General features: G+C 62.3%; 17 protein-coding genes. 10 read left to right on the plus strand and 7 right to left on the minus strand.

The genetic code is table 11. The features are described from left to right. Nucleotides 1-9 precede the first annotated feature (9 nt). Nucleotides 10-3,459, minus strand: coding sequence for a transcription-repair coupling factor (gene mfd / locus B2J77_RS07200; protein ID WP_058605707.1), 3,450 nt, complete (start codon nucleotides 3,457-3,459; stop codon nucleotides 10-12). 168 nt (nucleotides 3,460-3,627) lie between these two features. Here mfd and B2J77_RS07205 point away from each other — a divergent pair, with 168 nt between their 5' ends. Together B2J77_RS07205 and sthA are read left to right on the plus strand one after the other, a co-directional pair. Further along, on the plus strand, nucleotides 3,628-5,091 hold the full coding sequence (locus tag B2J77_RS07205; protein ID WP_027915082.1) for a glyceraldehyde-3-phosphate dehydrogenase: 1,464 nt from the start codon (nucleotides 3,628-3,630) through the stop codon (nucleotides 5,089-5,091). A gap of 397 nt (nucleotides 5,092-5,488) precedes the next feature. Then, on the plus strand, nucleotides 5,489-6,883 hold the full coding sequence (gene sthA, locus B2J77_RS07210) for a Si-specific NAD(P)(+) transhydrogenase (RefSeq protein ID WP_023534167.1): 1,395 nt from the start codon (nucleotides 5,489-5,491) through the stop codon (nucleotides 6,881-6,883). A gap of 42 nt (nucleotides 6,884-6,925) precedes the next feature. On the opposite strand, the gene B2J77_RS07215 is transcribed toward sthA, so the two are convergent. Together B2J77_RS07215 and B2J77_RS07220 are read right to left on the minus strand one after the other, a co-directional pair. Continuing rightward, nucleotides 6,926-7,648 carry a glycerophosphodiester phosphodiesterase gene (locus B2J77_RS07215; RefSeq protein ID WP_058605706.1) on the minus strand — a complete coding sequence of 241 codons (723 nt, stop codon included), beginning with the start codon at nucleotides 7,646-7,648 and terminating at the stop codon, nucleotides 6,926-6,928. A gap of 26 nt (nucleotides 7,649-7,674) precedes the next feature. Next, nucleotides 7,675-8,259 (minus strand): PilZ domain-containing protein, encoded by a 585-nt coding sequence (locus B2J77_RS07220; RefSeq protein WP_078479401.1) that lies wholly within the window; start codon nucleotides 8,257-8,259, stop codon nucleotides 7,675-7,677. Between the two features lie 93 nt (nucleotides 8,260-8,352). Between B2J77_RS07220 and B2J77_RS07225 the strand changes: the two genes are divergently transcribed. From B2J77_RS07225 to B2J77_RS07235, 3 genes are read left to right on the plus strand one after another with little or no spacing between them, the layout of a single operon-like run. Then, on the plus strand, nucleotides 8,353-9,603 hold the full coding sequence (locus B2J77_RS07225; protein ID WP_058605705.1) for a lipoprotein-releasing ABC transporter permease subunit: 1,251 nt from the start codon (nucleotides 8,353-8,355) through the stop codon (nucleotides 9,601-9,603). 7 nt (nucleotides 9,604-9,610) lie between these two features. Continuing rightward, complete coding sequence (lolD, locus tag B2J77_RS07230) at nucleotides 9,611-10,294, plus strand: lipoprotein-releasing ABC transporter ATP-binding protein LolD (protein ID WP_194286099.1); 684 nt, start codon at nucleotides 9,611-9,613, stop codon at nucleotides 10,292-10,294. 59 nt (nucleotides 10,295-10,353) lie between these two features. Continuing rightward, entirely contained in the window at nucleotides 10,354-11,595 is a 1,242-nt protein-coding gene (locus B2J77_RS07235; protein WP_058639650.1) for a lipoprotein-releasing ABC transporter permease subunit, read from the plus strand. A gap of 8 nt (nucleotides 11,596-11,603) precedes the next feature. On the opposite strand, the gene B2J77_RS07240 is transcribed toward B2J77_RS07235, so the two are convergent. After that, the gene (locus B2J77_RS07240) at nucleotides 11,604-12,947 is read right to left on the minus strand and encodes a heavy metal sensor histidine kinase (protein WP_078478270.1); all 1,344 of its coding nucleotides are present in this window, start codon (nucleotides 12,945-12,947) and stop codon (nucleotides 11,604-11,606) included. Next, nucleotides 12,944-13,624, minus strand: a complete 681-nt coding sequence (locus tag B2J77_RS07245; protein WP_058639676.1) for a heavy metal response regulator transcription factor — start codon at nucleotides 13,622-13,624, stop codon at nucleotides 12,944-12,946. The genes B2J77_RS07240 and B2J77_RS07245 overlap by 4 nt, the downstream gene beginning before the upstream one ends. A 183-nt stretch (nucleotides 13,625-13,807) precedes the next feature. Between B2J77_RS07245 and B2J77_RS07250 the strand changes: the two genes are divergently transcribed. After that, nucleotides 13,808-14,323 (plus strand): cupredoxin domain-containing protein, encoded by a 516-nt coding sequence (locus tag B2J77_RS07250; protein ID WP_058639648.1) that lies wholly within the window; start codon nucleotides 13,808-13,810, stop codon nucleotides 14,321-14,323. 137 nt (nucleotides 14,324-14,460) lie between these two features. Next, nucleotides 14,461-15,291, plus strand: coding sequence for an NADPH-dependent 7-cyano-7-deazaguanine reductase QueF (queF, locus tag B2J77_RS07255; RefSeq protein ID WP_058639647.1), 831 nt, complete (start codon nucleotides 14,461-14,463; stop codon nucleotides 15,289-15,291). 136 nt (nucleotides 15,292-15,427) lie between these two features. Here the strand turns inward: queF and B2J77_RS07260 are convergent, their stop codons facing one another. Beyond that, entirely contained in the window at nucleotides 15,428-15,691 is a 264-nt protein-coding gene (locus B2J77_RS07260) for a DUF4404 family protein (protein WP_023534264.1), read from the minus strand. A gap of 356 nt (nucleotides 15,692-16,047) precedes the next feature. On the opposite strand from B2J77_RS07260, the gene B2J77_RS07265 reads away from it, so the two are divergent. Further along, nucleotides 16,048-16,755, plus strand: coding sequence for a VacJ family lipoprotein (locus B2J77_RS07265; RefSeq protein WP_058605700.1), 708 nt, complete (start codon nucleotides 16,048-16,050; stop codon nucleotides 16,753-16,755). A 2-nt stretch (nucleotides 16,756-16,757) separates the two neighbouring features. On the opposite strand, the gene B2J77_RS07270 is transcribed toward B2J77_RS07265, so the two are convergent. Next, nucleotides 16,758-17,057 (minus strand): PilZ domain-containing protein, encoded by a 300-nt coding sequence (locus B2J77_RS07270; RefSeq protein WP_078478271.1) that lies wholly within the window; start codon nucleotides 17,055-17,057, stop codon nucleotides 16,758-16,760. 270 nt (nucleotides 17,058-17,327) lie between these two features. On the opposite strand from B2J77_RS07270, the gene rssB reads away from it, so the two are divergent. Together rssB and rssC are read left to right on the plus strand one after the other, a co-directional pair. Further along, nucleotides 17,328-18,512 carry a two-component system response regulator RssB gene (gene rssB / locus B2J77_RS07275; protein ID WP_058639675.1) on the plus strand — a complete coding sequence of 395 codons (1,185 nt, stop codon included), beginning with the start codon at nucleotides 17,328-17,330 and terminating at the stop codon, nucleotides 18,510-18,512. Then, nucleotides 18,509-18,991, plus strand: a complete 483-nt coding sequence (gene rssC, locus B2J77_RS07280; protein ID WP_058639645.1) for an anti-sigma factor antagonist RssC — start codon at nucleotides 18,509-18,511, stop codon at nucleotides 18,989-18,991. The genes rssB and rssC overlap by 4 nt, the downstream gene beginning before the upstream one ends. Nucleotides 18,992-19,080: the final 89 nt, after the last annotated feature.

Below are 19,080 nucleotides of genomic sequence, written 5' to 3' on the forward strand. Positions count from 1 at the left end.
GGATCTTCCTTAGGCAGGCTTTGGTGTCAGGCGCTCGAACAGCGCCTCAAGGGTGTTGAAACGCTCATCAGGCCGCTCCATCGGGACCATGAAGCGGAACTGGGTGGCGCCTTCGAACTTGTAGCGCTTGGGCTGACCCTGGATCAGCTTGATCAGGGTCAGAGGATCGACTGGCGTTTCGGCCTCGAACTCGAGCTTGCCGCCATTGGGGCCGGCGTCGACTTTCTTGATGCCCAGTTTCTCCGCCTGCAACTTGAGCAGCGTCAGGCGCATGAGGTTCTTGGTGGGCTCTGGCAGAAGGCCGAAGCGGTCGATCATCTCGACCTGCAGGTCTTTGAGGCCTTCCTCATCGGCCGCCGAGGCGATGCGCTTGTACAGGATCAGCCGCGCATGCACGTCCGGCAGGTAGTCCTCGGGGATCAGGGCTGGCAGGCGCAGGTTGATTTCCGGGCCGCCGCCCAGCGGTTGTTCGAGGTTGGGCTGGGTGCCCTTGCGGATCGCCTTGACGGCGCGCTCGAGCATTTCCATGTACAGGGTAAAGCCCACCGCCTGGATCTGACCGCTCTGGCCGTCCCCGAGCAACTCGCCAGCCCCGCGGATTTCCAGGTCGTTGGTCGCGAGCACGAACCCGGCGCCCAGGTCCTGGGTGTTGGCGATGGCTTCGAGGCGTTTTTCGGCGTCGCCGCTGACCTTCTGGCGCGTTGGCGTCAGCAGGTAGGCATAGGCCTGGTGGTGGCTGCGACCGACCCGGCCACGCAATTGGTGCAACTGGGCCAGGCCGAACTTGTCGGCACGCTCGATGACGATGGTGTTGGCGCTGGGCACGTCGATGCCGGTTTCGATGATGGTCGAGGCCACCAGTACGTTGAAGCGCTTGTGGTAGAAGTCGCTCATCACCTGCTCCAGCTCGCGCTCGCGCATCTGGCCGTGACCAATGCCGATGCGCGCCTCTGGGACCAGTTCGGCCAGGTCGGCGGCACATTTCTCGATGGTTTTCACATCGTTGTGCAGGTAATACACCTGGCCACCGCGCAGCAGTTCGCGCAGCAGCGCTTCCTTGACGGTGCTGTTGTTCTGTTCCATGACGAAGGTGCGTACCGACAGGCGCCGGGCCGGCGGCGTGGCGATGATCGACAGATCGCGCATGCCCGCCACGGCCATGTTCAAGGTGCGCGGGATGGGCGTGGCGGTCAGGGTCAGGATGTCCACTTCGCTGCGCAGCGCCTTGAGCTGCTCTTTCTGACGCACCCCGAAACGATGCTCTTCGTCGATGATGGCCAGGCCCAGGTCCTTGAAGCGCACGTCGTCCTGGAGCAGCTTGTGGGTGCCGATCAGGATGTCGATCTTGCCCTCGGCCAGCTCGGCCGCGGCGTTGGCCACTTCCTTGGCCGACTTGAAGCGGCTCATCACCTCGACGGTGACCGGCCAGTCCGCAAAACGGTCGCGGAAACTGTTGTAATGCTGCTGGGCCAGCAGGGTGGTGGGCACCAGCACAGCCACCTGGCGACCGCTGTGCACGGCGATGAACGCTGCACGCATGGCCACCTCGGTCTTGCCGAAGCCTACGTCGCCGCACACCAGGCGATCCATGGGCTTGGGCGCCAGCATATCGGCGCGTACCGCTTCGATGGCCGCTTGCTGGTCGGGGGTTTCTTCGAACGGGAAGCCTGCGCTGAACGTGGCGTAGTCGGCGGCCGGGTCGGCGAACGCGTAACCCTTGCGCGCTGCACGGCGGGCATAGATGTCGAGCAGCTCGGCGGCGACGTCGCGTACCTGTTCGGCGGCCTTGCGCTTGGCTTTCTGCCAGGTTTCCGAGCCCAGGCGGTGCAGGGGCGCCAGCGCGTCATCGCTGCCGGTGTAGCGGGCGATCAGGTGCAGGTTGGCAACCGGTACGTAGAGCTTGGCGCCCTCGGCGTATTGGAGGGTCAGGAACTCGGCGGCCTGGCCGTCGATTTCCAGCGTCGCCAGGCCCAGGTAGCGGCCCACGCCATGATCGATATGCACCACCGGCGCGCCTTCACGCAGCTCGGTCAGGTTCTTGATGACGGCATCGTTGGCGGTTTCACCGCGCTTGTCGCGGCGGCGGCGCTGCATCACCCGCTGACCGAACAGCGGGCTTTCGGCGATCAGGGCCATGGCCGGGTCGTCGAGCAGCAGGCCTTCGTCGAGCGGTGCAATGGTGATGTTCAGGCGTTCGCTACCGGTGACGAAGTCGGTCCAGCCTTCGACCGTGTTCGGGCGCAGCTTGAGCCGTTCGAGCAGCTCAAGCAGCACTTCGCGGCGTCCGGCCGATTCTGCGGTGAACAACACGCGCCCATCGAACTGGTCGAGAAACCCTGCCAATGCCGCCAGCGGCTGGTTGGCCTTGGCTTCGATGGCAAGGTCAGGCAGGGGGCGAGCGGCGAAGCGCTGGCGCCCGGCGCCTGGGTCCAGGTCATCGCGGCTGACCACCACCCGTGGCCACTGCTTGAGGCGCGCGAAACAGTCTTCAACCGGCATGAACAGCTCGGCCGGCGGCAGCAAGGGCCGGCTCAGGTCGCCCCGGCGGTCCTCGTAGCGCCCGCGTACGTCGTTCCAGAAGTGTTCGGCCGCCTGCTCAACGCCCGGCAGCGAAAACACCTGGGTATCGGCCGGCAGGTAGTCGAACAGAGTCGAGGTTTCTTCGAAGAACAGCGGTAGGTAGTACTCGATACCGGACGGGATGATGCCGCTGGCCAGGTCCTGGAAGATCGCGCTGCGGCGAAAATCCACGTCGAAACGCTCGCGAAAGCGTGCCTTGAACCGGGTGACTTCCTCTTTTTGCATCGGAAATTCGCGTGCCGGCAGCAGGCGAATGGAGTCGACCTTGTCGATCGAGCGCTGGGTCTCGGGGTCGAACGTGCGCAGCGTTTCGATTTCGTCGTCGAACAGGTCGATACGGTAGGGCAGCTTGCTGCCCATCGGGAACAGGTCGATCAAGGCCCCACGCACGGCGAACTCGCCATGCTCATAGACGGTGTCCACGCAGCGGTAACCACTGGCTTCCAGGCGGCTGCGCATCTGCTCCACATCGATGGTCTGGCCCACGTCCAGCACCAGGCTGCTGCCCAGCAGGAAGCGGGTAGGGGCCAGGCGATGCAAGGCCGTGGTGATGGGCACTACCAGGATGCCGTGGCTCAGCTCCGGCAGCCGGTACAGGCTGGCGATGCGCTGGGAGATGATGTCCTGGTGGGGCGAGAACAGGTCGTAGGGCAGGGTCTCCCAGTCGGGAAACGGCAGCACCGGCAACTCGGGCGCGAAGAACTTCAGTTCCTGCTCCAGGCGGTCGGCGGCCTGGCTGTCTGCCGTCAGCAGCAGGGTGAAGCGGCCAGCGCTGCTGGCGGCCTCGGCGATGGCAAGGCTGAGGGCGGCACCGGGCAGGTTGCCCCAGGTTTGTTTGCCGGCGGTAGCCGACAGTTGCGGTAGGCGCAGAACTGACACGGGAGATTGCACTCCAAGCGTTTCGGCAAAGAGACCGATTGTACCGGTGACGCTGGCGGCTGTCAGGCTCCAATGGGGCAGGATGATCGATGTGCGTGACCACGACAGGCGCTCATTGCCGGTTACGCATCGGGGCGTCATAATGTAGCCCCTTTTTTCTGTCCCTACATGTGGAAGGTTCCCGTGACTCAGAAGCCCGACCAGTGTCTTGGTGAGTGGATCGATCGTGAAGCCCTGGCTGAAGCGATGATCCCGCTTATCGGTCAGCTCTACCGCAACAACAATGTGGTGAGCTCGATCTATGGCCGCAGCCTGATCAACCGTTCGGTTATCTCGATCCTCAAGGCACACCGCTTTGCGCGTCATCGCCAGACCGACGAAACCGAACTGTCCGTTCACGAGACATTCCCCCTGCTCAAGGCCATGAGCGAGCTGAAACTGGGCGCCGCCTCGGTCGACCTGGGCAAGCTGGCCAACAAGTTCAAGCTCGAAGGCAACGGCCGCAGCGCCGAGCAGTTCGTGCGTGAAGAACTGGCTGACGTGGTGGGCCAGCAGAACGCCGCCGCGCGCAAAGGCACCGACGTCGTGCTGTATGGTTTCGGCCGTATCGGTCGCCTGCTGGCGCGTATCCTGATCGAGAAGACCGGTGGTGGCGACGGCCTGCGCCTGCGTGCCATCGTCGTGCGCAAAGGCGCCGAGAACGATCTGGTCAAGCGTGCCAGCCTGCTGCGTCGTGATTCGGTGCATGGGCCGTTCGATGGCACCATCACCATCGACGAAGCCAACAACACCTTGACGGCCAACGGCAACCTGATCCAGATCATCTACGCCAAGAACCCGAGCGAAGTCGACTACACCCAGTACGGCATCGACAACGCGCTGATCGTGGACAACACCGGCGTATGGCGTGATGCCGACGGCCTGGGCCAGCACCTGGCCTGCCCGGGTGCCAGCCGCGTGATCCTCACCGCACCTGGCAAGGGTGCCCTGAAGAACATCGTGCATGGCATCAACCACGGCGAGATCACGGCCGATGACAAGATCATCTCCGCCGCCTCCTGCACCACCAACGCCATCGTGCCGGTGCTCAAGGCCGTCAACGACCAGTACGGCATCGTCAACGGCCACGTCGAAACCGTTCACTCGTTCACCAACGACCAGAACCTGATCGACAACTTCCACAAGGGCAGCCGCCGTGGCCGCGCCGCGCCGCTGAATATGGTCATCACCGAAACCGGTGCTGCCACCGCCGCCGCCAAGGCCCTGCCTGTGCTCAAGGGCAAGTTGACCGGCAACGCCATTCGCGTGCCGACGCCGAACGTGTCGATGGCAATCCTCAACCTGAACCTGGAAAAGGCCACCAGCCGCGAGGAAATCAACGAGTACCTGCGCCAGACGGCCATGCACTCGGACCTGCACAAGCAGATCGACTATGTGAGCTCCCAGGAAGTGGTCTCCACCGACTTCGTGGGTTCGCGCCACGCCGGTGTGGTAGACGCCGAAGCCACCATCTGCAACGACAATCGCGTCGTGCTCTACGTGTGGTATGACAACGAGTTCGGCTACAGCTGCCAGGTCGTGCGCGTGATGGAAGACATGGCCGGGGTCAACCCGCCTGCCTTTCCACGCTGATCGGCCAGTCAGACGCTGAACACACGGGAACCTTTGGGTTCCCGTTTTCGTTTGCGCTGCCGTGCAAGGGCGCTTGTCCTAGCAGAGCGCAGGGGGTCATCGAGTGACTCAGCGCAACATTTCAGGGACAATAACCGCCGTTTCGCAGGTGCCTGGGCGGTTTTTCCGTCTGAGCAGGCAGTGCAAGGTGGTCGAAAGCGTGGACAAGGATGATTGCCGCCAGGGAGACGGTGCTTTATGTAGTGCGGGCGAAATTGGCCTACGACGCGACCAAGGGTTAATGTGCGCGCCGTTCACGCTTGATTAGACTGCACCCGATTTTTCTCATGGCGCCGAGGCGGCATGATCGTGCGCCGCAAGCGACCGTGGCTTGCGGGCCAGTTCTGAAGGAGTACGCATGGCTGTCTACAACTACGACGTAGTGGTGCTGGGTTCCGGCCCGGCCGGGGAAGGTGCGGCAATGAACGCCGCCAAAGCAGGGCGCAAGGTGGCAATGGTCGACACCCGTCGCCAGGTCGGGGGGAACTGCACCCACCTGGGCACCATCCCGTCCAAGGCACTGCGTCACTCGGTGCGGCAGATCATGCAGTTCAACACCAACACCATGTTCCGCGCCATCGGCGAGCCGCGTTGGTTCTCTTTCCCGGACGTGCTCAAGAGCGCCGAAAAGGTCATCGCCAAGCAGGTGGCCTCGCGCACGGGCTACTACGCCCGCAACCGCGTCGACCTGTTCTTCGGCACCGGCAGCTTCGCTGACGAGCAGACCGTCGAAGTGGTCTGCCCCAATGGCGTGGTGGAAAAACTCAACGCCAAGCACATCATCATCGCCACCGGTTCGCGCCCCTACCGACCAGCAGACATCGACTTCAACCACCCGCGTGTGTACGACAGCGACACCATCCTCAGCCTCAGCCACACCCCGCGCAAGCTGATTGTGTATGGCGCCGGCGTGATCGGGTGCGAGTACGCCTCGATCTTCAGCGGCCTTGGTGTGCTGGTCGAGCTGGTGGACAACCGAGGGCAACTGCTCAGTTTCCTGGATTCGGAAATCTCCCAGGCCCTGAGCTACCACTTCAGCAACAACAACATCACCGTGCGCCACAACGAAGATTATGAGCGGGTCGAGGGCCTGGACAACGGCGTCATCCTGCACCTGAAGTCGGGCAAGAAGATCAAGGCCGATGCCTTGCTCTGGTGCAACGGGCGGACCGGCAATACCGACAAGCTTGGGCTGGAGAACATCGGCATCAAGGTCAACAGCCGCGGTCAGATCGAAGTGGACGAGGCCTACCGCACCAGCGTGCCGAATATCTACGGCGCAGGCGACGTGATCGGCTGGCCGAGCCTGGCCAGTGCCGCGCACGACCAGGGCCGCTCGGCCGCAGGCAGCATCGTCGACAACGGCAGCTGGCGTTTCGTCAACGATGTGCCGACGGGCATCTATACCATTCCGGAGATCAGCTCGATCGGCAAGAACGAGCAGGAACTGACCCAGGCCAAGGTGCCCTATGAAGTGGGCAAGGCCTTCTTCAAGAGCATGGCCCGGGCGCAGATCGCCGGTGAGCCCCAGGGCATGCTGAAAATCCTGTTCCACCGCGAGACCCTGCAGGTGCTGGGTGTGCACTGCTTCGGCTACCAGGCATCCGAGATCGTGCATATCGGCCAGGCAGTGATGAACCAGCCAGGCGAGCTGAACAACCTCAAGTACTTTGTGAACACCACGTTCAACTACCCGACCATGGCAGAGGCCTATCGGGTAGCGGCCTATGACGGTCTGAACCGGCTTTTTTGAGCGGCTCCGACCGGTGGCCTGAGCCGGTCGGAGAGACCGAATTCAACCCTGCCCGAGGGTGGTCCTGGCCAAACCGGGAAAGTCTGTAATCAGGCTGTCCACGCCAAAATCAGCGAGCCTGCGCATCAGCGCCGGCTCGTTGACCGTCCATACCGATACGTGCAAACCCTGCTTCTGCGCTTTTTGCAGGCGTTCCGGGGTGCACAACGTCCAATTCAGTGCCAGCATCTGGCAACCATAATTCTGTGCAACCTTCAGCGGGTCGAGCCAGGCGTATTCGGCCACCAGGCCGCGTTGCACGTCCGGCACCAATTCTTGAGCGGCGCCCAGCACTTCGCGTGAACTTGAGGTGATCGTCACCTTGTCCAGCAAGCCGAACTGCTGGGCCAGCTCGCGTATGGCCAGCACCGTAGTGGCTGCGCGGGTGCGCGAGGCGCTCTTGACTTCCAGCTGCCAGTGCTCGAACGGGCACTTCTCGAACAGCTCTTCCAGGCGTGGGATGGGGCAGGGCTGGACCCAGCCCGGGCCACCCTGACGTGCGTCGAGCTTGACCAGGTCTTCGGCCGGGTGCTCGACCACCTTGCCGCGCTTGCCGGTGGTGCGCTTGAGGGTAGGGTCATGGATCACCATCAGCTGGTTGTCGGCCGACAGGTGCAGATCCAGCTCGCAGCGCATGATGCCGTGGGACAGGCACTGGCGGAAGCTGTTCAGGGTGTTCTCGGGTGCTTCGCCCTTGGCGCCGCGATGGCCGTAGATCAGGGTCACGTTCGTTCCTTCAGTGAGAAAATGAGTCAGGGTGATGGGGCGTTCTGTTCCAGTTGCTGGCGTCTTTGCTGTTGCTGGCGTTGCAGAATGTAGCGGGCAAGCAGTTGGCGCTGGGCATCGACCATGTCGATGAATTCGATGCCGACCTCGAAGCCGCCCTGGGGCCTGGCCTCGCAATGGGCGATCTTGCCGCGCAACAGCAGGCCGTGGGCGCGCGGCATCAGCACCATTTGTACCTTCACCTGGGTACCCTGTGCAAAGGGCTCTGGCTGGATGCACTCCAGGCCACCTTCGGACACCACGACTGCCTGCGGCTGGCCTACCTCGCCCAGCAGGGTATGGGCGACCACGGCGCTGAGCACGTCCAGGCGCTTGTTTTGTACCCGCAAAAACGCTGCAAGGGTGCGGTCCTTGTCGCTGAGCTGGCGCAGCAGGTGCTGGGCCTCGAAGTCGGCCAGGTGCAGCTCGCTGAGCAGATTGAACAGCGGGGAATCATCCTGCAACACATCTGGATCCAGGGCTTCGGCCGCGCTCAATGGGCTGATTTGAAGTGCGATCCGATCGGCGATGCGGTAGTATTCGCGGCGATCTTCTTCGTCTAATGTCGTCATGGCGAACCCATGGTAGCGGCGGTGGTCCGAGTGTAAAGCCGCCATAGGCGCCTCGCCACAAGGACGTTCCCTTCCATCCGAACAAGCCCCGACATGTTCAGACCTCTTTTCGCATTCATCGGCACGCGTTATACCCGTGCCAAACGTCGCAATCACTTCGTCTCGTTCATTTCCCTGACCTCGATGATCGGCCTCGCCCTGGGCGTGGTAGTCATGATCGTGGTGCTGTCGGTGATGAACGGGTTCGACCACGAGATGCGCACCCGCGTGTTGGGCATGATCCCTCACGCCACGCTCGAGAGCGGCCAGCCCATCGCCGACTGGCCTGCCCTTGCCGAACAAGTAAAGCAGAATCGGCAGGTGGTGGCGGTCGCGCCCTTCACCCAGATGCAGGGTCTGCTCACCCATGACGGCAAGGTGCAGAAGGTCCTGCTCAACGGCATCGATCCGGCCCGGGAACGGGAGGTGTCGATCATCGACAACTTCGTCCAGCAGGGCCGGCTGGACCAGTTGGCGCCCGGCGAGTGGGGCATCATGATCGGTGACAAGGCCGCGGCCAAGTTGGGTGTGGCCGTAGGCGACAAACTCACCTTCGTGGCCCCGGAGGTCAGCGTCACGCCGGCCGGCATGTTCCCGCGCATGAAGCGCTTCACCGTGGTGGGCACCTTCCATGTGGGGGCCGGCGAGATCGACGGTTACCTGGGGCTGACCAACATCGCCGACCTGTCGCGCCTGCACCGCTGGAAGCCCGACCAGGTGCAGGGCCTGCGCTTGAAGTTCGATGACCTGTTCCAGGCCCCGCGCGTGGCCTACGACATCGCCCAACAACTGGGTGACCAGGATTTCTATAGCCGCGACTGGACCCGTACCCATGGCAATCTCTACCAGGCCATTCGCATGGAAAAAGCCATGATCGGCCTGCTGTTGCTGCTGATCGTCGCGGTTGCCGCGTTCAACATCATTTCCACACTGGTGATGGTGGTCAACGACAAGCGGGGGGACATCGCCATCCTGCGCACGTTGGGCGCCACCCCTGGGCAAATCATGCTCATCTTCATGGTGCAGGGCACTGTGATCGGTGTGGTGGGCACGTTGATCGGGGCCGTGGTGGGCATCATTGCGGCGCTCAACGTCAGCACGGTCATCGCCGGTATCGAGCACCTGATCGGCCACAAATTCCTCAACGCCGACGTGTATTTCATCGATTACCTGCCCTCGCAGATCCAGGCCCAGGATGTGTACATGGTCTGTGGTGCGGCATTGGTCCTGAGTTTCTTCGCCACCCTGTACCCTGCCTGGCGTGCGGCACGCACCCAGCCGGCAGAGGCGTTACGTTATGAGTGAGTCGCGCATGAGTGATAAAGCCGTTCTGAGTTGCCGCAACCTGGGCAAGTCCTACGATGAGGGCCCCGAGTCGGTGCAGGTCTTGTCTGGCCTGAACCTGGAACTGCACGCCGGCGAGCGCATCGCCATTGTCGGCAGTTCGGGGTCGGGCAAAAGCACCTTGCTCAACCTGCTGGGCGGCCTGGATCGCCCCACCCGGGGCAGTGTCTGGCTGGCCGGCGAAGAGCTGTCGGCGTTGGGCGAGCGCGCCCGGGGCCTGCTGCGCAACCGCGAGTTGGGCTTCGTGTACCAGTTTCATCACCTGCTGCCCGAATTCACGGCCCTCGAGAACGTGTGCATGCCACTGCTGATAGGCCGTACGGCTATTCCAGAGGCGCGTGAACGTGCCGAGGCGCTGCTCAAACGCGTTGGGCTGGGGCATCGCCTCAATCACAAGCCGGCCGAGCTGTCTGGCGGCGAGCGTCAGCGAGTGGCCATCGCACGTGCGCTGGTCAACCGCCCAGGCCTGGTGATGCTGGACGAACCCACCGGGAACCTCGATCACCATACTGCACAGGGCATCCAGGAGTTGATGCAGGAACTGTCCAGCGCTTCGCGCACGGCGTTCCTGGTGGTGACCCACGACCTGAGCCTTGCGCGTCAGATGGACCGTGTACTGAAACTCGACAATGGCCACCTGGTGGCGATCTGACCGACCGAGCGGGGTGACCCTTTCATCCCGCGACCTGTTTTGATTGGGTGTATCCGCACATGTTCAGACCCCTGCCCATCTTCATCGGCGCGCGCTATACCCGGGCCAAGCGTCGCAACCATTTCATCTCGTTCATCTCCATGACCTCGATGATCGGCCTGTCCCTGGGCGTGCTGGCCATGATCGTGGTGCTGTCGGTGATGAACGGCTTCCAGCGCGAAATGAGCTCGCGCATCCTGGGCCTGGTACCCCACGCGGCCATCCTGGGCCAGCAGCCGCTGGACAACTGGCAGCAGGTGGCCGATGCGGCCATGAAAAACCCTGCCGTGGTTGCCGCGGCCCCGATCACCGAAATGGAAGGCATGCTGTCCTACAAGGGCGCCATGCAGCCGATTCAGGTTGGCGGTATCGACCCGGCCGAGGAAAACAAGGTGTCGATCGTAGGGCGGCACATCGTTCAGGGCCGCCTGCAGGACTTGCAGCCGGGCGAGTTTGGCGTGGTGATCGGCGAGCTGACGGCCCGCCGCTTTCGGCTGAATACCGGGGACAAACTGACCTTGATCGTGCCGGAGATCAGCAGCGAGCCTGGCGGGATCACCCCACGCATGCAGCGCTTGACCGTGGTGGGCATCTTCAAGGTGGGCGCCGAACTCGATGGTTCCCAGGCCTACATTCACATGGCCGATGCCGCGAGCATGCAGCGTTGGGCGCCCGGCCAGGTGCAGGGTGTGCGGCTGAAACTGCATGACCTGTACGCCGCCCCGCAGGTGTCCAAGGCCATCGCAGCGCAGCTGGGTGAGGGCTATCGGGCAGATGACTGGTCCCATACTCAAGGTAGCCTGTTCAGCGCCATGAAGATGGAAAAGACCATGATCGGCCTGTTGCTGCTGATGATCATTGCCGTGGCCGCGTTCAACATCATCGCCACCTTGGTCATGGTGGTAAACGACAAAGGGCCGGATATCGCCATCCTGCGTACCCTCGGGGCAACGCCTGCGCAGATCATGGGTACGTTCATGGTCCAGGGCAGCTTGATTGGCGTGGTCGGCACGCTGATCGGCGGCGTGCTGGGGGTGATCGCCGCGCTCAACGTGAGCCAGATCGTGGGCTGGCTGGAGCGGATCAGCGGTCAGCATATCTTCACCTCCGACGTGTACTTCATCAGCAGCCTGCCATCGGAGCTGCAAAGCGGGGACGTGGTGATGATCTGCGCGGCGGGGCTGGTGATGAGCTTCTTGGCTACCCTCTACCCAGCCTACCGGGCTTCCCAGGTACAACCGGCCATTGGCTTGGCGGTTTGACGGAGCCTTTACCGGCCTGTGAAGTCCAGCGTGAAGCGGGTCCAGTCGGACTCGCTCGCCACCTGAATCCGCCCGCCATGGGCCTGCACGATCGACTGCGTGATCGCCAGGCCCAGGCCGGCGTGTTCGCCGCCGTCATGCCTGGAAGGGTCTACCCGGTAGAAACGATCGAACAGCCGTGGCAGTGCCGTCGCCTCGATGGCGCTGCCGGTGTTGGCCACGGTAATGCTCGGCCCTGCCGCCAGTGTGATCCGCACCTGTCCGCCCGCCGGCGTGAAGCGCAAGGCGTTGTCGAGCAAGTTGCAAAGTGCCCGGCGCAGCATGGTCCGGTCGCCGGGCAGCCACGCTTGCCCCTCTCGTGTCAGCTGCACGGCCGCTTCTTCAGCCGCCAGGGCGTAATACTCCAACAGCGAATCCACTTCATCATGCAGCGCCAGTGGAGTGTCACCGGGTGCCAATAGCCCCTGGTCGGCTTTGGCCAGGAAGAGCATGTCATTGATCATCTGCGCCATTGCTTGCAGCTCTTCGAGATTGTCATGCAAGGCCTCCCGGTAGGCGTCGAGGCTGCGTGGACGAGTCAGGGTGACCTGGGTGTGGGTCAGCAGGTTGGACAGCGGCGTACGCAGTTCATGGGCGATATCGGCCGAAAACGCCGACAGGCGCTGAAACGCATCGTCCAGGCGCTGCAGCATGGCATTGAGGCTGTCAGCCAATTGGGCCAGTTCGGCAGGCATCTGCTCCACAGGTAGGCGAGTGGTGAGCGAGCGGGCAGAGACGCGTGCGGTGATGCGCCCCATCTGCCTCAAGGGGCGCAGGCCACTACGTGCTGCCCAGCCGCCCAGCAGGGCGGTGACCAGCGCCGACAGCCCGACTGTCAGCCAGACCAGACGCTGCATGCCTTGCAGAAAATGCTGGTGATGGGTGATGTCAAGGTACAGCACAAGGTGCGGTGAGGCGCTGCCGGGCATCAGCGCCACAGCAAGGCTACGGTAGTCCGTGCCCTGCGCGTGCAGCGTGTTCAAACCCGTGGAGGAGGGCGCAGGGGGGAGGCCAGCGCGGCTCTCGAACCAGGTGGCGCCATTGCCTGAGGTGACCCGCACGGACAGGTCGGCCTGATGACTCAGCTCCTCGTGCAGGGCAGGCAGGCGGGTTTGCAGATCGGCTTGTGTGCCGACGTCAGTGAGGTGACGGCGCAACAATGACAGGCGCGACGCCAGCAACTGCTGGTCGAGTTCGATGAAATGCTGCTCGCTGGCCTGATTGAACACAAGGCCCGCCCCTAGCGAAACCGCAGCTGTGCAGGCGGCGAACAGCAGCGCCAGGCGGCTGGTCAGCGAAATGCGGCGCCTCACGATGAACGCACTTCCAGCACATAACCCATGCCGCGCACCGTGTGGATCAGCTTGTCGTCGTAGGCATCGTCCACCTTGGCCCGCAGTCGCCGAATGGCCACTTCGATCACGTTGGTGTCGCTGGCAAAGTTCATGTCCCATACCTGGGACGCGATAAGCGCCTTGGACAGCACTTCACCCTGACGGCGCAACAGCAGCTCGAGCAAACCGAATTCTTTCGCGGTCAGGTCGATGCGCTGGCCGCCGCGCTCGACACGCCGGCGAATCAGGTCAAGGCGCAGGTCCGCCACCGCCAGCGAGGTATCGGCACTGGGCGTAGCCCCGCGCCTGAGCAGGCTGCGCACACGCGCCAGCAGCTCCGAAAAGGCGAATGGCTTGATCAGGTAATCATCGGCGCCCAGTTCCAAGCCATGTACCCGGTCCTCGATGGCATCGCGGGCGGTCAGAAACAGCACAGGCGTATCGATACCGGCTTGTCGCACGGCCTTGAGGATCTGCCAGCCGTCGCGCCCTGGCAGCATCACATCCAGGATCAGCAGATCGTGATCGCCCGTCAGGGCCAGGAACTGGCCTGTCTCGCCATCGGTGGCCAGCTCTACCGTGAAGCCGGCCTCGCTCAGGCCCTGATGCAGGTACTGGCCAGTACGCACTTGGTCTTCGACGATCAACAGTTTCATTGAGGCAAGCTCCGGCTGGCGATGCGGCGCCGCGGTGGAGTCCAGCCGGCGCACAGGTGCCAGGATCATACGTGACCTGCGCGGCGTTCGGCCAAACTGACAGGCTTGTAATGCAGCGGTCAGGTTCATGGCAGTCGCATGGGCTTAACATCGCGCTGTTCAATCCAACGAATGGAAACCCCGATGTCTCGCTTTATCTTTGCCTGCGCACTGACGCTGGCCAGTAGTCTTGCTCAGGCAGGCACCGCCCATACACTGGCTTTCGGTGAGCCTGCGCCAGCCGAAAAAGCCACCCGCACGGTCGAGGTGAGGCTCAAGGACATCGCCTTCGAGCCCGCCAGCCTCACTGTCAAGGCGGGTGAGACGGTGCGCTTCGTGTTGATCAACGAAGGGCAATTGCCCCACGAGTTCAACCTGGGTGACAAGGCCATGCATGCCGAACACCAGAAGCAGATGATTGCCATGCAAGGCGAGCTGTTCACTGCGGCCGTAGGCGAACAGGGCATGGGGCATGGCGCCATGAGCGGACATGATCATGGCGCAGGCCATGGGCATGGCGGCGGTAACACGGTGCTGGTGATGCCTGGCCAGCGCGCCGAGTTGACCTGGACCTTCAAGGCCTCTGCACCCATCGAATTCGCCTGTAATGTGCCAGGCCATTACCAAGCGGGCATGGTGGGGCCGCTGATCATCGAATGAGTGGCGCTGCAAGGCGGCAAGCAAAAGGGTAGACTGGGCGCCCTACGCGTCATCCTGTACACGACACGATTGCCCCAGAATGGGGGCGCGCACCGTACGAACGCTAGCGTCCACTCCACACTTTCAGGTCAGTTCCAATGCACCCTGCCGCCGAACACTCCCCGCTGGGCAAGTCCAGTGAATACGTCGCCACCTATTCCCCGGAGCTGTTGTTCCCGATCCCACGCACCGCCAAGTGGGCGGAGCTGGGTGTCACCGCGCAGACGCTACCGTGGCAAGGTGTGGATTACTGGAATTGCTTCGAGCTGTCCTGGCTGCTGCCCTCGGGCAAGCCCGTGGTAGCCATAGGCGAGTTCGCCATCCCGGCTGATTCGCCCAACATCATCGAATCGAAGTCATTCAAGCTTTACCTGAACTCGTTGAACCAGACCGTTTTTGCGGGCATTGAGCCGTTGCAGGCGTGCCTTGAGAGGGATCTCTCGGCGGCCGCCGGCAAGGCGGTAGGGGTCAAGGTCAAAACGCTGGAAGAGGTTGAGGCCCAAGGCGTGGTCGCTTTGCCAGGCACCTGCATCGATGGGCTGGACGTGGCTATTTCCAACTATGCGCAGCCGCAACCGGAGCTGTTGCAATGCGATGCCCATCAGGTGGTCGAAGAGACGCTGCACAGCCATTTGCTCAAGTCCAACTGCCCGGTCACCGGACAGCCTGACTGGGGGAGTGTGGTAGTGGCCTACAAAGGCAGCGCGCTTGATCATGCCAGCCTGCTGACCTACCTCATCAGCTTCCGCCAGCATGCGGACTTCCATGAGCAATGCGTGGAGCGCATCTATCTGGACCTGAAAAATCTAGTGCAGCCTGAGCACTTGACCGTTTATGCCCGGTATGTGCGCCGAGGTGGGCTGGACATCAACCCCTACCGCAGCATGGGGGAAATCGTCGTGAACAATGGGCGGCTGGCCAGGCAGTGACCGCCGCAGAGGTGCGCCTGCGTTGAACTGCAGCCGATCCTGACAGCAGGCCATGTGCTGTTCGCCTCTGGCCTGAGTGCGGGTCAAGACAGGCCACTGCGCTGCGCTGGGCGCGCAGCAGCCCGAGCGGTATGTTTCAGATACCCATGCTGTGCAGCGAGTTGGCAATGCTGCGCAGGGTGGCCGTCAGGTCAGGGTGGTCGGCTTCAAATCGCTCCACGGCGAGGTTCACACCGTCGGCCAGGTTGTTGTCAGGCGTGGCGTTTTCCAGCTTCAGTTGCGCTTCGATCTGGCGCGCTTCTTCGTGGAGCGCAGCCAGCTCTTCGTCCGAAAGTGGCACGTTGCGATCCAGTTGCTCGCGCAGGCTGTTGAGGCGCTCTTGCAATTCGCGGGCAGGCATTGGCAATTCTCCATCATGGGTTTGGCAAGCCATGGACCTCAGCGAGGCGGCAAAGGTTCTGGCCTGTATTGAGCGTAAACCCTTCGCCTTGGATTTGCATGACTGGCAGCCGCTGGGCTGTGTCTGTATTTCTCGCGTATCAACTGCCAAGCGATGATTTTCATCCACAAGGCAGGCGACCAATGGCTTTTCCGCTGAATCTTGCAGCCATCGCGTAGCACGACTGACGCAACACTTGGTCACATTAAACTTCATGGCTGCCGAAAGCTGTCTATCGGCCTGCAAAACTCTATACTGCCGCACTACAGCAGCGCGCCCGTTGCGCTTGCGGCCGATAATCCTGATGGAGAAACACTATGCGTAGGATCGGTGCCAGTGTGATCGAACGAGTCACCCAGGCCTGTGTATGCGCCAGCATGCTGCTGGCGCCCGTGGCGGCTACCCAGGCCGCGACCGAAGAAGACCCCTGGGAAGCGGTCAATCGCCCGATCTTCCGCTTCAACGATACCCTCGATACCTACGCGCTCAAGCCGCTCGCCAAGGGCTACGACACCGTGACGCCGCAGTTTCTCGAAGACGGCATTCACAATATGTTCCGCAACCTGGGCGATGTGACCAACCTGGCCAACAACGTCCTGCAGCTCAAGCCCCATGCGGCAGGGGTGGACACGGCGCGCCTGATCGTCAACACCACCTTCGGCCTGGCGGGGTTCTTCGATGTCGGCACCAAGATGGGCCTGCAGCGCAGCGATGAAGACTTCGGTCAGACCCTGGGCTACTGGGGTGTACCCAGCGGCCCGTACGTGGTCATTCCGTTGCTCGGCCCCAGCACCGTGCGCGATGGCGTAGCCAAGTACCCGGACACCTTCACCCGGCCTTATCGCTACGTGGACCATGTCCCTACCCGCAACTCGGCCTTCGCCCTGGATGTGGTGGATACCCGTGCGAGCCTGCTGCCGGCCGAGAAGCTGATTCAGGGGGACAAATACATCTTCATTCGCAACGCCTACCTGCAGAACCGTGAGTTCAAGGTGCGCGACGGCGAAGTCGAGGACGATTTCTAACCCTACCGCATGGCCAGGATGCGCAGCCCGAACGTATGCTGCCCATCCGCCTGGGCCGCGATCCACACCACTTCCGCCGTGGCGTGCAAGCCTTCGAGCGACGGGTGATCAGACTCCAGGCGCACCTCCAGCCGATCCCCGACCTGGAACGGCTGAGGGGCTTTTACTTGCATCCCGCTACTGGACAGGTCGAGACACACGGCGGCGATGACGTTACCCTCGTGCACCAGGGTGACCGGCGTGTCGATGCGCATGCGGATGAAATCGCGTTTCTCGCTGTGGCTGGTGGCGGTATCGAGCATGCTGCATCCTTCCTGTGAGGTTACATCGTGAAGGTTTCTTATAAGTCTCGGTGATTTGCCCTGTAAAGCCGCTCAAGCGTACCGTTCGATGCTTGAAACCCCTGGCGGATGGGAGTACCGTCTGCGCCTTACACCGCATATCTCTCAGTTGCCGGGTAGGCCTTCTTGCCCTACAACTGCAAAGAGCCTGCGACCTGTTAAGAATTCCCGCAGCTGTTGGTCTGCCTTACCGGCTCGCTGCACAAACCCCAATCGGCGCCGTTCGCCCACATGCAGAAAACCAGTGCAACGCTGCTGATCATCGATGACGACGACGTGGTCCGTGCAAGCCTCGCCGCGTATCTTGAAGACAGTGGCTTCAGCGTTCTCCAGGCTGGCAATGGCCAGCAGGGGCTTCAGGTCTTCGAAGAACACCAGCCTGATCTTGTGATCTGCGATTTGCGCATGCCGCAAATGGGCGGGCTCGAACTAATTCGTCAGATCAGCGCGCGTGCACCGCAGTTACCCGTGATCGTGGTGTCGGGTGCCGGTGTCATGGCCGATGCGGTGGATGCATTGCGCCTGGGCGCTGCGGACTACTTGATCAAGCCACTCGAAGACCTGGCGGTGCTGGAGCACTCGGTGCGCCGTGCGCTGGATCGCGCCCACCTTGTGCTGGAAAACCAGCGCTACCGCGAGAAGCTCGAGGCTGCCAACCGCGAACTGGAGGCCAGTCTGCACCTGTTGCAGGAAGACCAGACCGCCGGTCGGCAAGTGCAGATGAACATGTTGCCCCAGAGCCCTTGGCATGTGGGTGATTTTGCCTTCGAGCACCAGATCATCCCGTCGCTGTATCTGTCAGGTGACTTCGCCGACTACTTCCGTGTGGATGAGCGGCGCATTGTTTTTTACTTGGCCGACGTGTCCGGGCACGGCGCTTCTTCGGCCTTTGTCACCGTGCTGCTGAAGTTCATGACCACCCGCCTTCTGTTCGAATTCAAGCGTGGCAAAAACATGCGCGAGTTCCAGCCTTCTGAAGTACTCAGCCACATCAACCGTGGGTTGATCAACTGCAAGCTGGGCAAGCACGTGACCATGGTGGGCGGGGTGATCGATGAGGACACCGGGTTGCTGACCTATGCCGTAGGCGGGCACTTGCCGCTGCCGGTGCTGCACACGCCCGAGCACACCCGCTACCTTGAAGGCCGCGGCTTGCCGGTGGGGCTGTTCGAGGAGGCCCGCTATCAGGACCTGGTGATCGAACTGCCACCGCGTTTTAGCCTGAGCCTGATGTCCGATGGCATCCTGGACCTTTTGCCAGGTGATACGCTCAAAGATAAAGAAGCCGCGTTGCCTGAAATCGTCAGGGCGGCAGAGGGTAGCCTGGATGGGCTGCGTCAACGTTTTGGATTGGCTACGCTAGGGGAGATGCCGGATGATATCGCCCTATTGGTGTTGAGCAGGAACCTTCAATGAGTACCGGTAGAATCCAGTTCGCCGAGCAGGACGGTACCTTCGTACTGAAGTTCGTCGGTGAAGTGCGCCTGACCTTGTGTTCGGCGCTCGATGCAACGATCGAGCGAATATTCACCGCGCTGAATTTCTCGACCATCGTGATCGACCTGACCGAAACCGAAAGCATCGACAGCACCACCCTTGGCTTGCTCGCCAAGTTGTCGATCCTGTCGCGACAGAAAGTGGGTCTGCTGCCGACCGTCGTGACTACCAACCCGGATATTTCCCGCCTGTTGCAATCGATGGGGTTCGATCAGGTGTTCAACATCGTCGACCGCCCCATCCCATGCCCCGAATGCCTGTCCGACCTGCCATCCCAGGATCAGAACGAGGAGGTGGTGCGCGCCAAGGTGTTGGAAGCGCACCGTATTCTGATGGGCTTGAATGAGTCCAATCGCGAAGCCTTTCATGACCTGGTGAGTGCGCTGGAGCGCAGTTGACCCTGTTCGCTGCATTGTGACGGGCCAATGGCCGCTTCACCAGAAGTGGCCAACTACGCGGTAGCTGTAAGCGTGCGCTGATGGCAGGG

This window comes from Pseudomonas parafulva, assembly GCF_002021815.1.
GTDB lineage: Bacteria > Pseudomonadota > Gammaproteobacteria > Pseudomonadales > Pseudomonadaceae > Aquipseudomonas > Aquipseudomonas parafulva_B.

What these genes read in the sequence shown, in the direction of transcription:
- B2J77_RS07265 (WP_058605700.1), top strand. Translation starts at nt 16,048, where the DNA reads ATGCGTAGGATCGGTGCCAGTGTGATCGAACGAGTCACCCAGGCCTGT.
- rssB (WP_058639675.1), top strand. Translation starts at nt 17,328, where the DNA reads ATGCAGAAAACCAGTGCAACGCTGCTGATCATCGATGACGACGACGTG.
- rssC (WP_058639645.1), top strand. Translation starts at nt 18,509, where the DNA reads ATGAGTACCGGTAGAATCCAGTTCGCCGAGCAGGACGGTACCTTCGTA.
- B2J77_RS07205 (WP_027915082.1), top strand. Translation starts at nt 3,628, where the DNA reads ATGTGGAAGGTTCCCGTGACTCAGAAGCCCGACCAGTGTCTTGGTGAG.
- sthA (WP_023534167.1), top strand. Translation starts at nt 5,489, where the DNA reads ATGGCTGTCTACAACTACGACGTAGTGGTGCTGGGTTCCGGCCCGGCC.
- B2J77_RS07270 (WP_078478271.1), bottom strand. Translation starts at nt 17,057, where the DNA reads ATGCTCGATACCGCCACCAGCCACAGCGAGAAACGCGATTTCATCCGC.
- B2J77_RS07250 (WP_058639648.1), top strand. Translation starts at nt 13,808, where the DNA reads ATGTCTCGCTTTATCTTTGCCTGCGCACTGACGCTGGCCAGTAGTCTT.
- lolD (WP_194286099.1), top strand. Translation starts at nt 9,611, where the DNA reads ATGAGTGATAAAGCCGTTCTGAGTTGCCGCAACCTGGGCAAGTCCTAC.
- B2J77_RS07235 (WP_058639650.1), top strand. Translation starts at nt 10,354, where the DNA reads ATGTTCAGACCCCTGCCCATCTTCATCGGCGCGCGCTATACCCGGGCC.
- queF (WP_058639647.1), top strand. Translation starts at nt 14,461, where the DNA reads ATGCACCCTGCCGCCGAACACTCCCCGCTGGGCAAGTCCAGTGAATAC.
- B2J77_RS07225 (WP_058605705.1), top strand. Translation starts at nt 8,353, where the DNA reads ATGTTCAGACCTCTTTTCGCATTCATCGGCACGCGTTATACCCGTGCC.
- B2J77_RS07220 (WP_078479401.1), bottom strand. Translation starts at nt 8,259, where the DNA reads ATGACGACATTAGACGAAGAAGATCGCCGCGAATACTACCGCATCGCC.
- B2J77_RS07260 (WP_023534264.1), bottom strand. Translation starts at nt 15,691, where the DNA reads ATGCCTGCCCGCGAATTGCAAGAGCGCCTCAACAGCCTGCGCGAGCAA.
- B2J77_RS07245 (WP_058639676.1), bottom strand. Translation starts at nt 13,624, where the DNA reads ATGAAACTGTTGATCGTCGAAGACCAAGTGCGTACTGGCCAGTACCTG.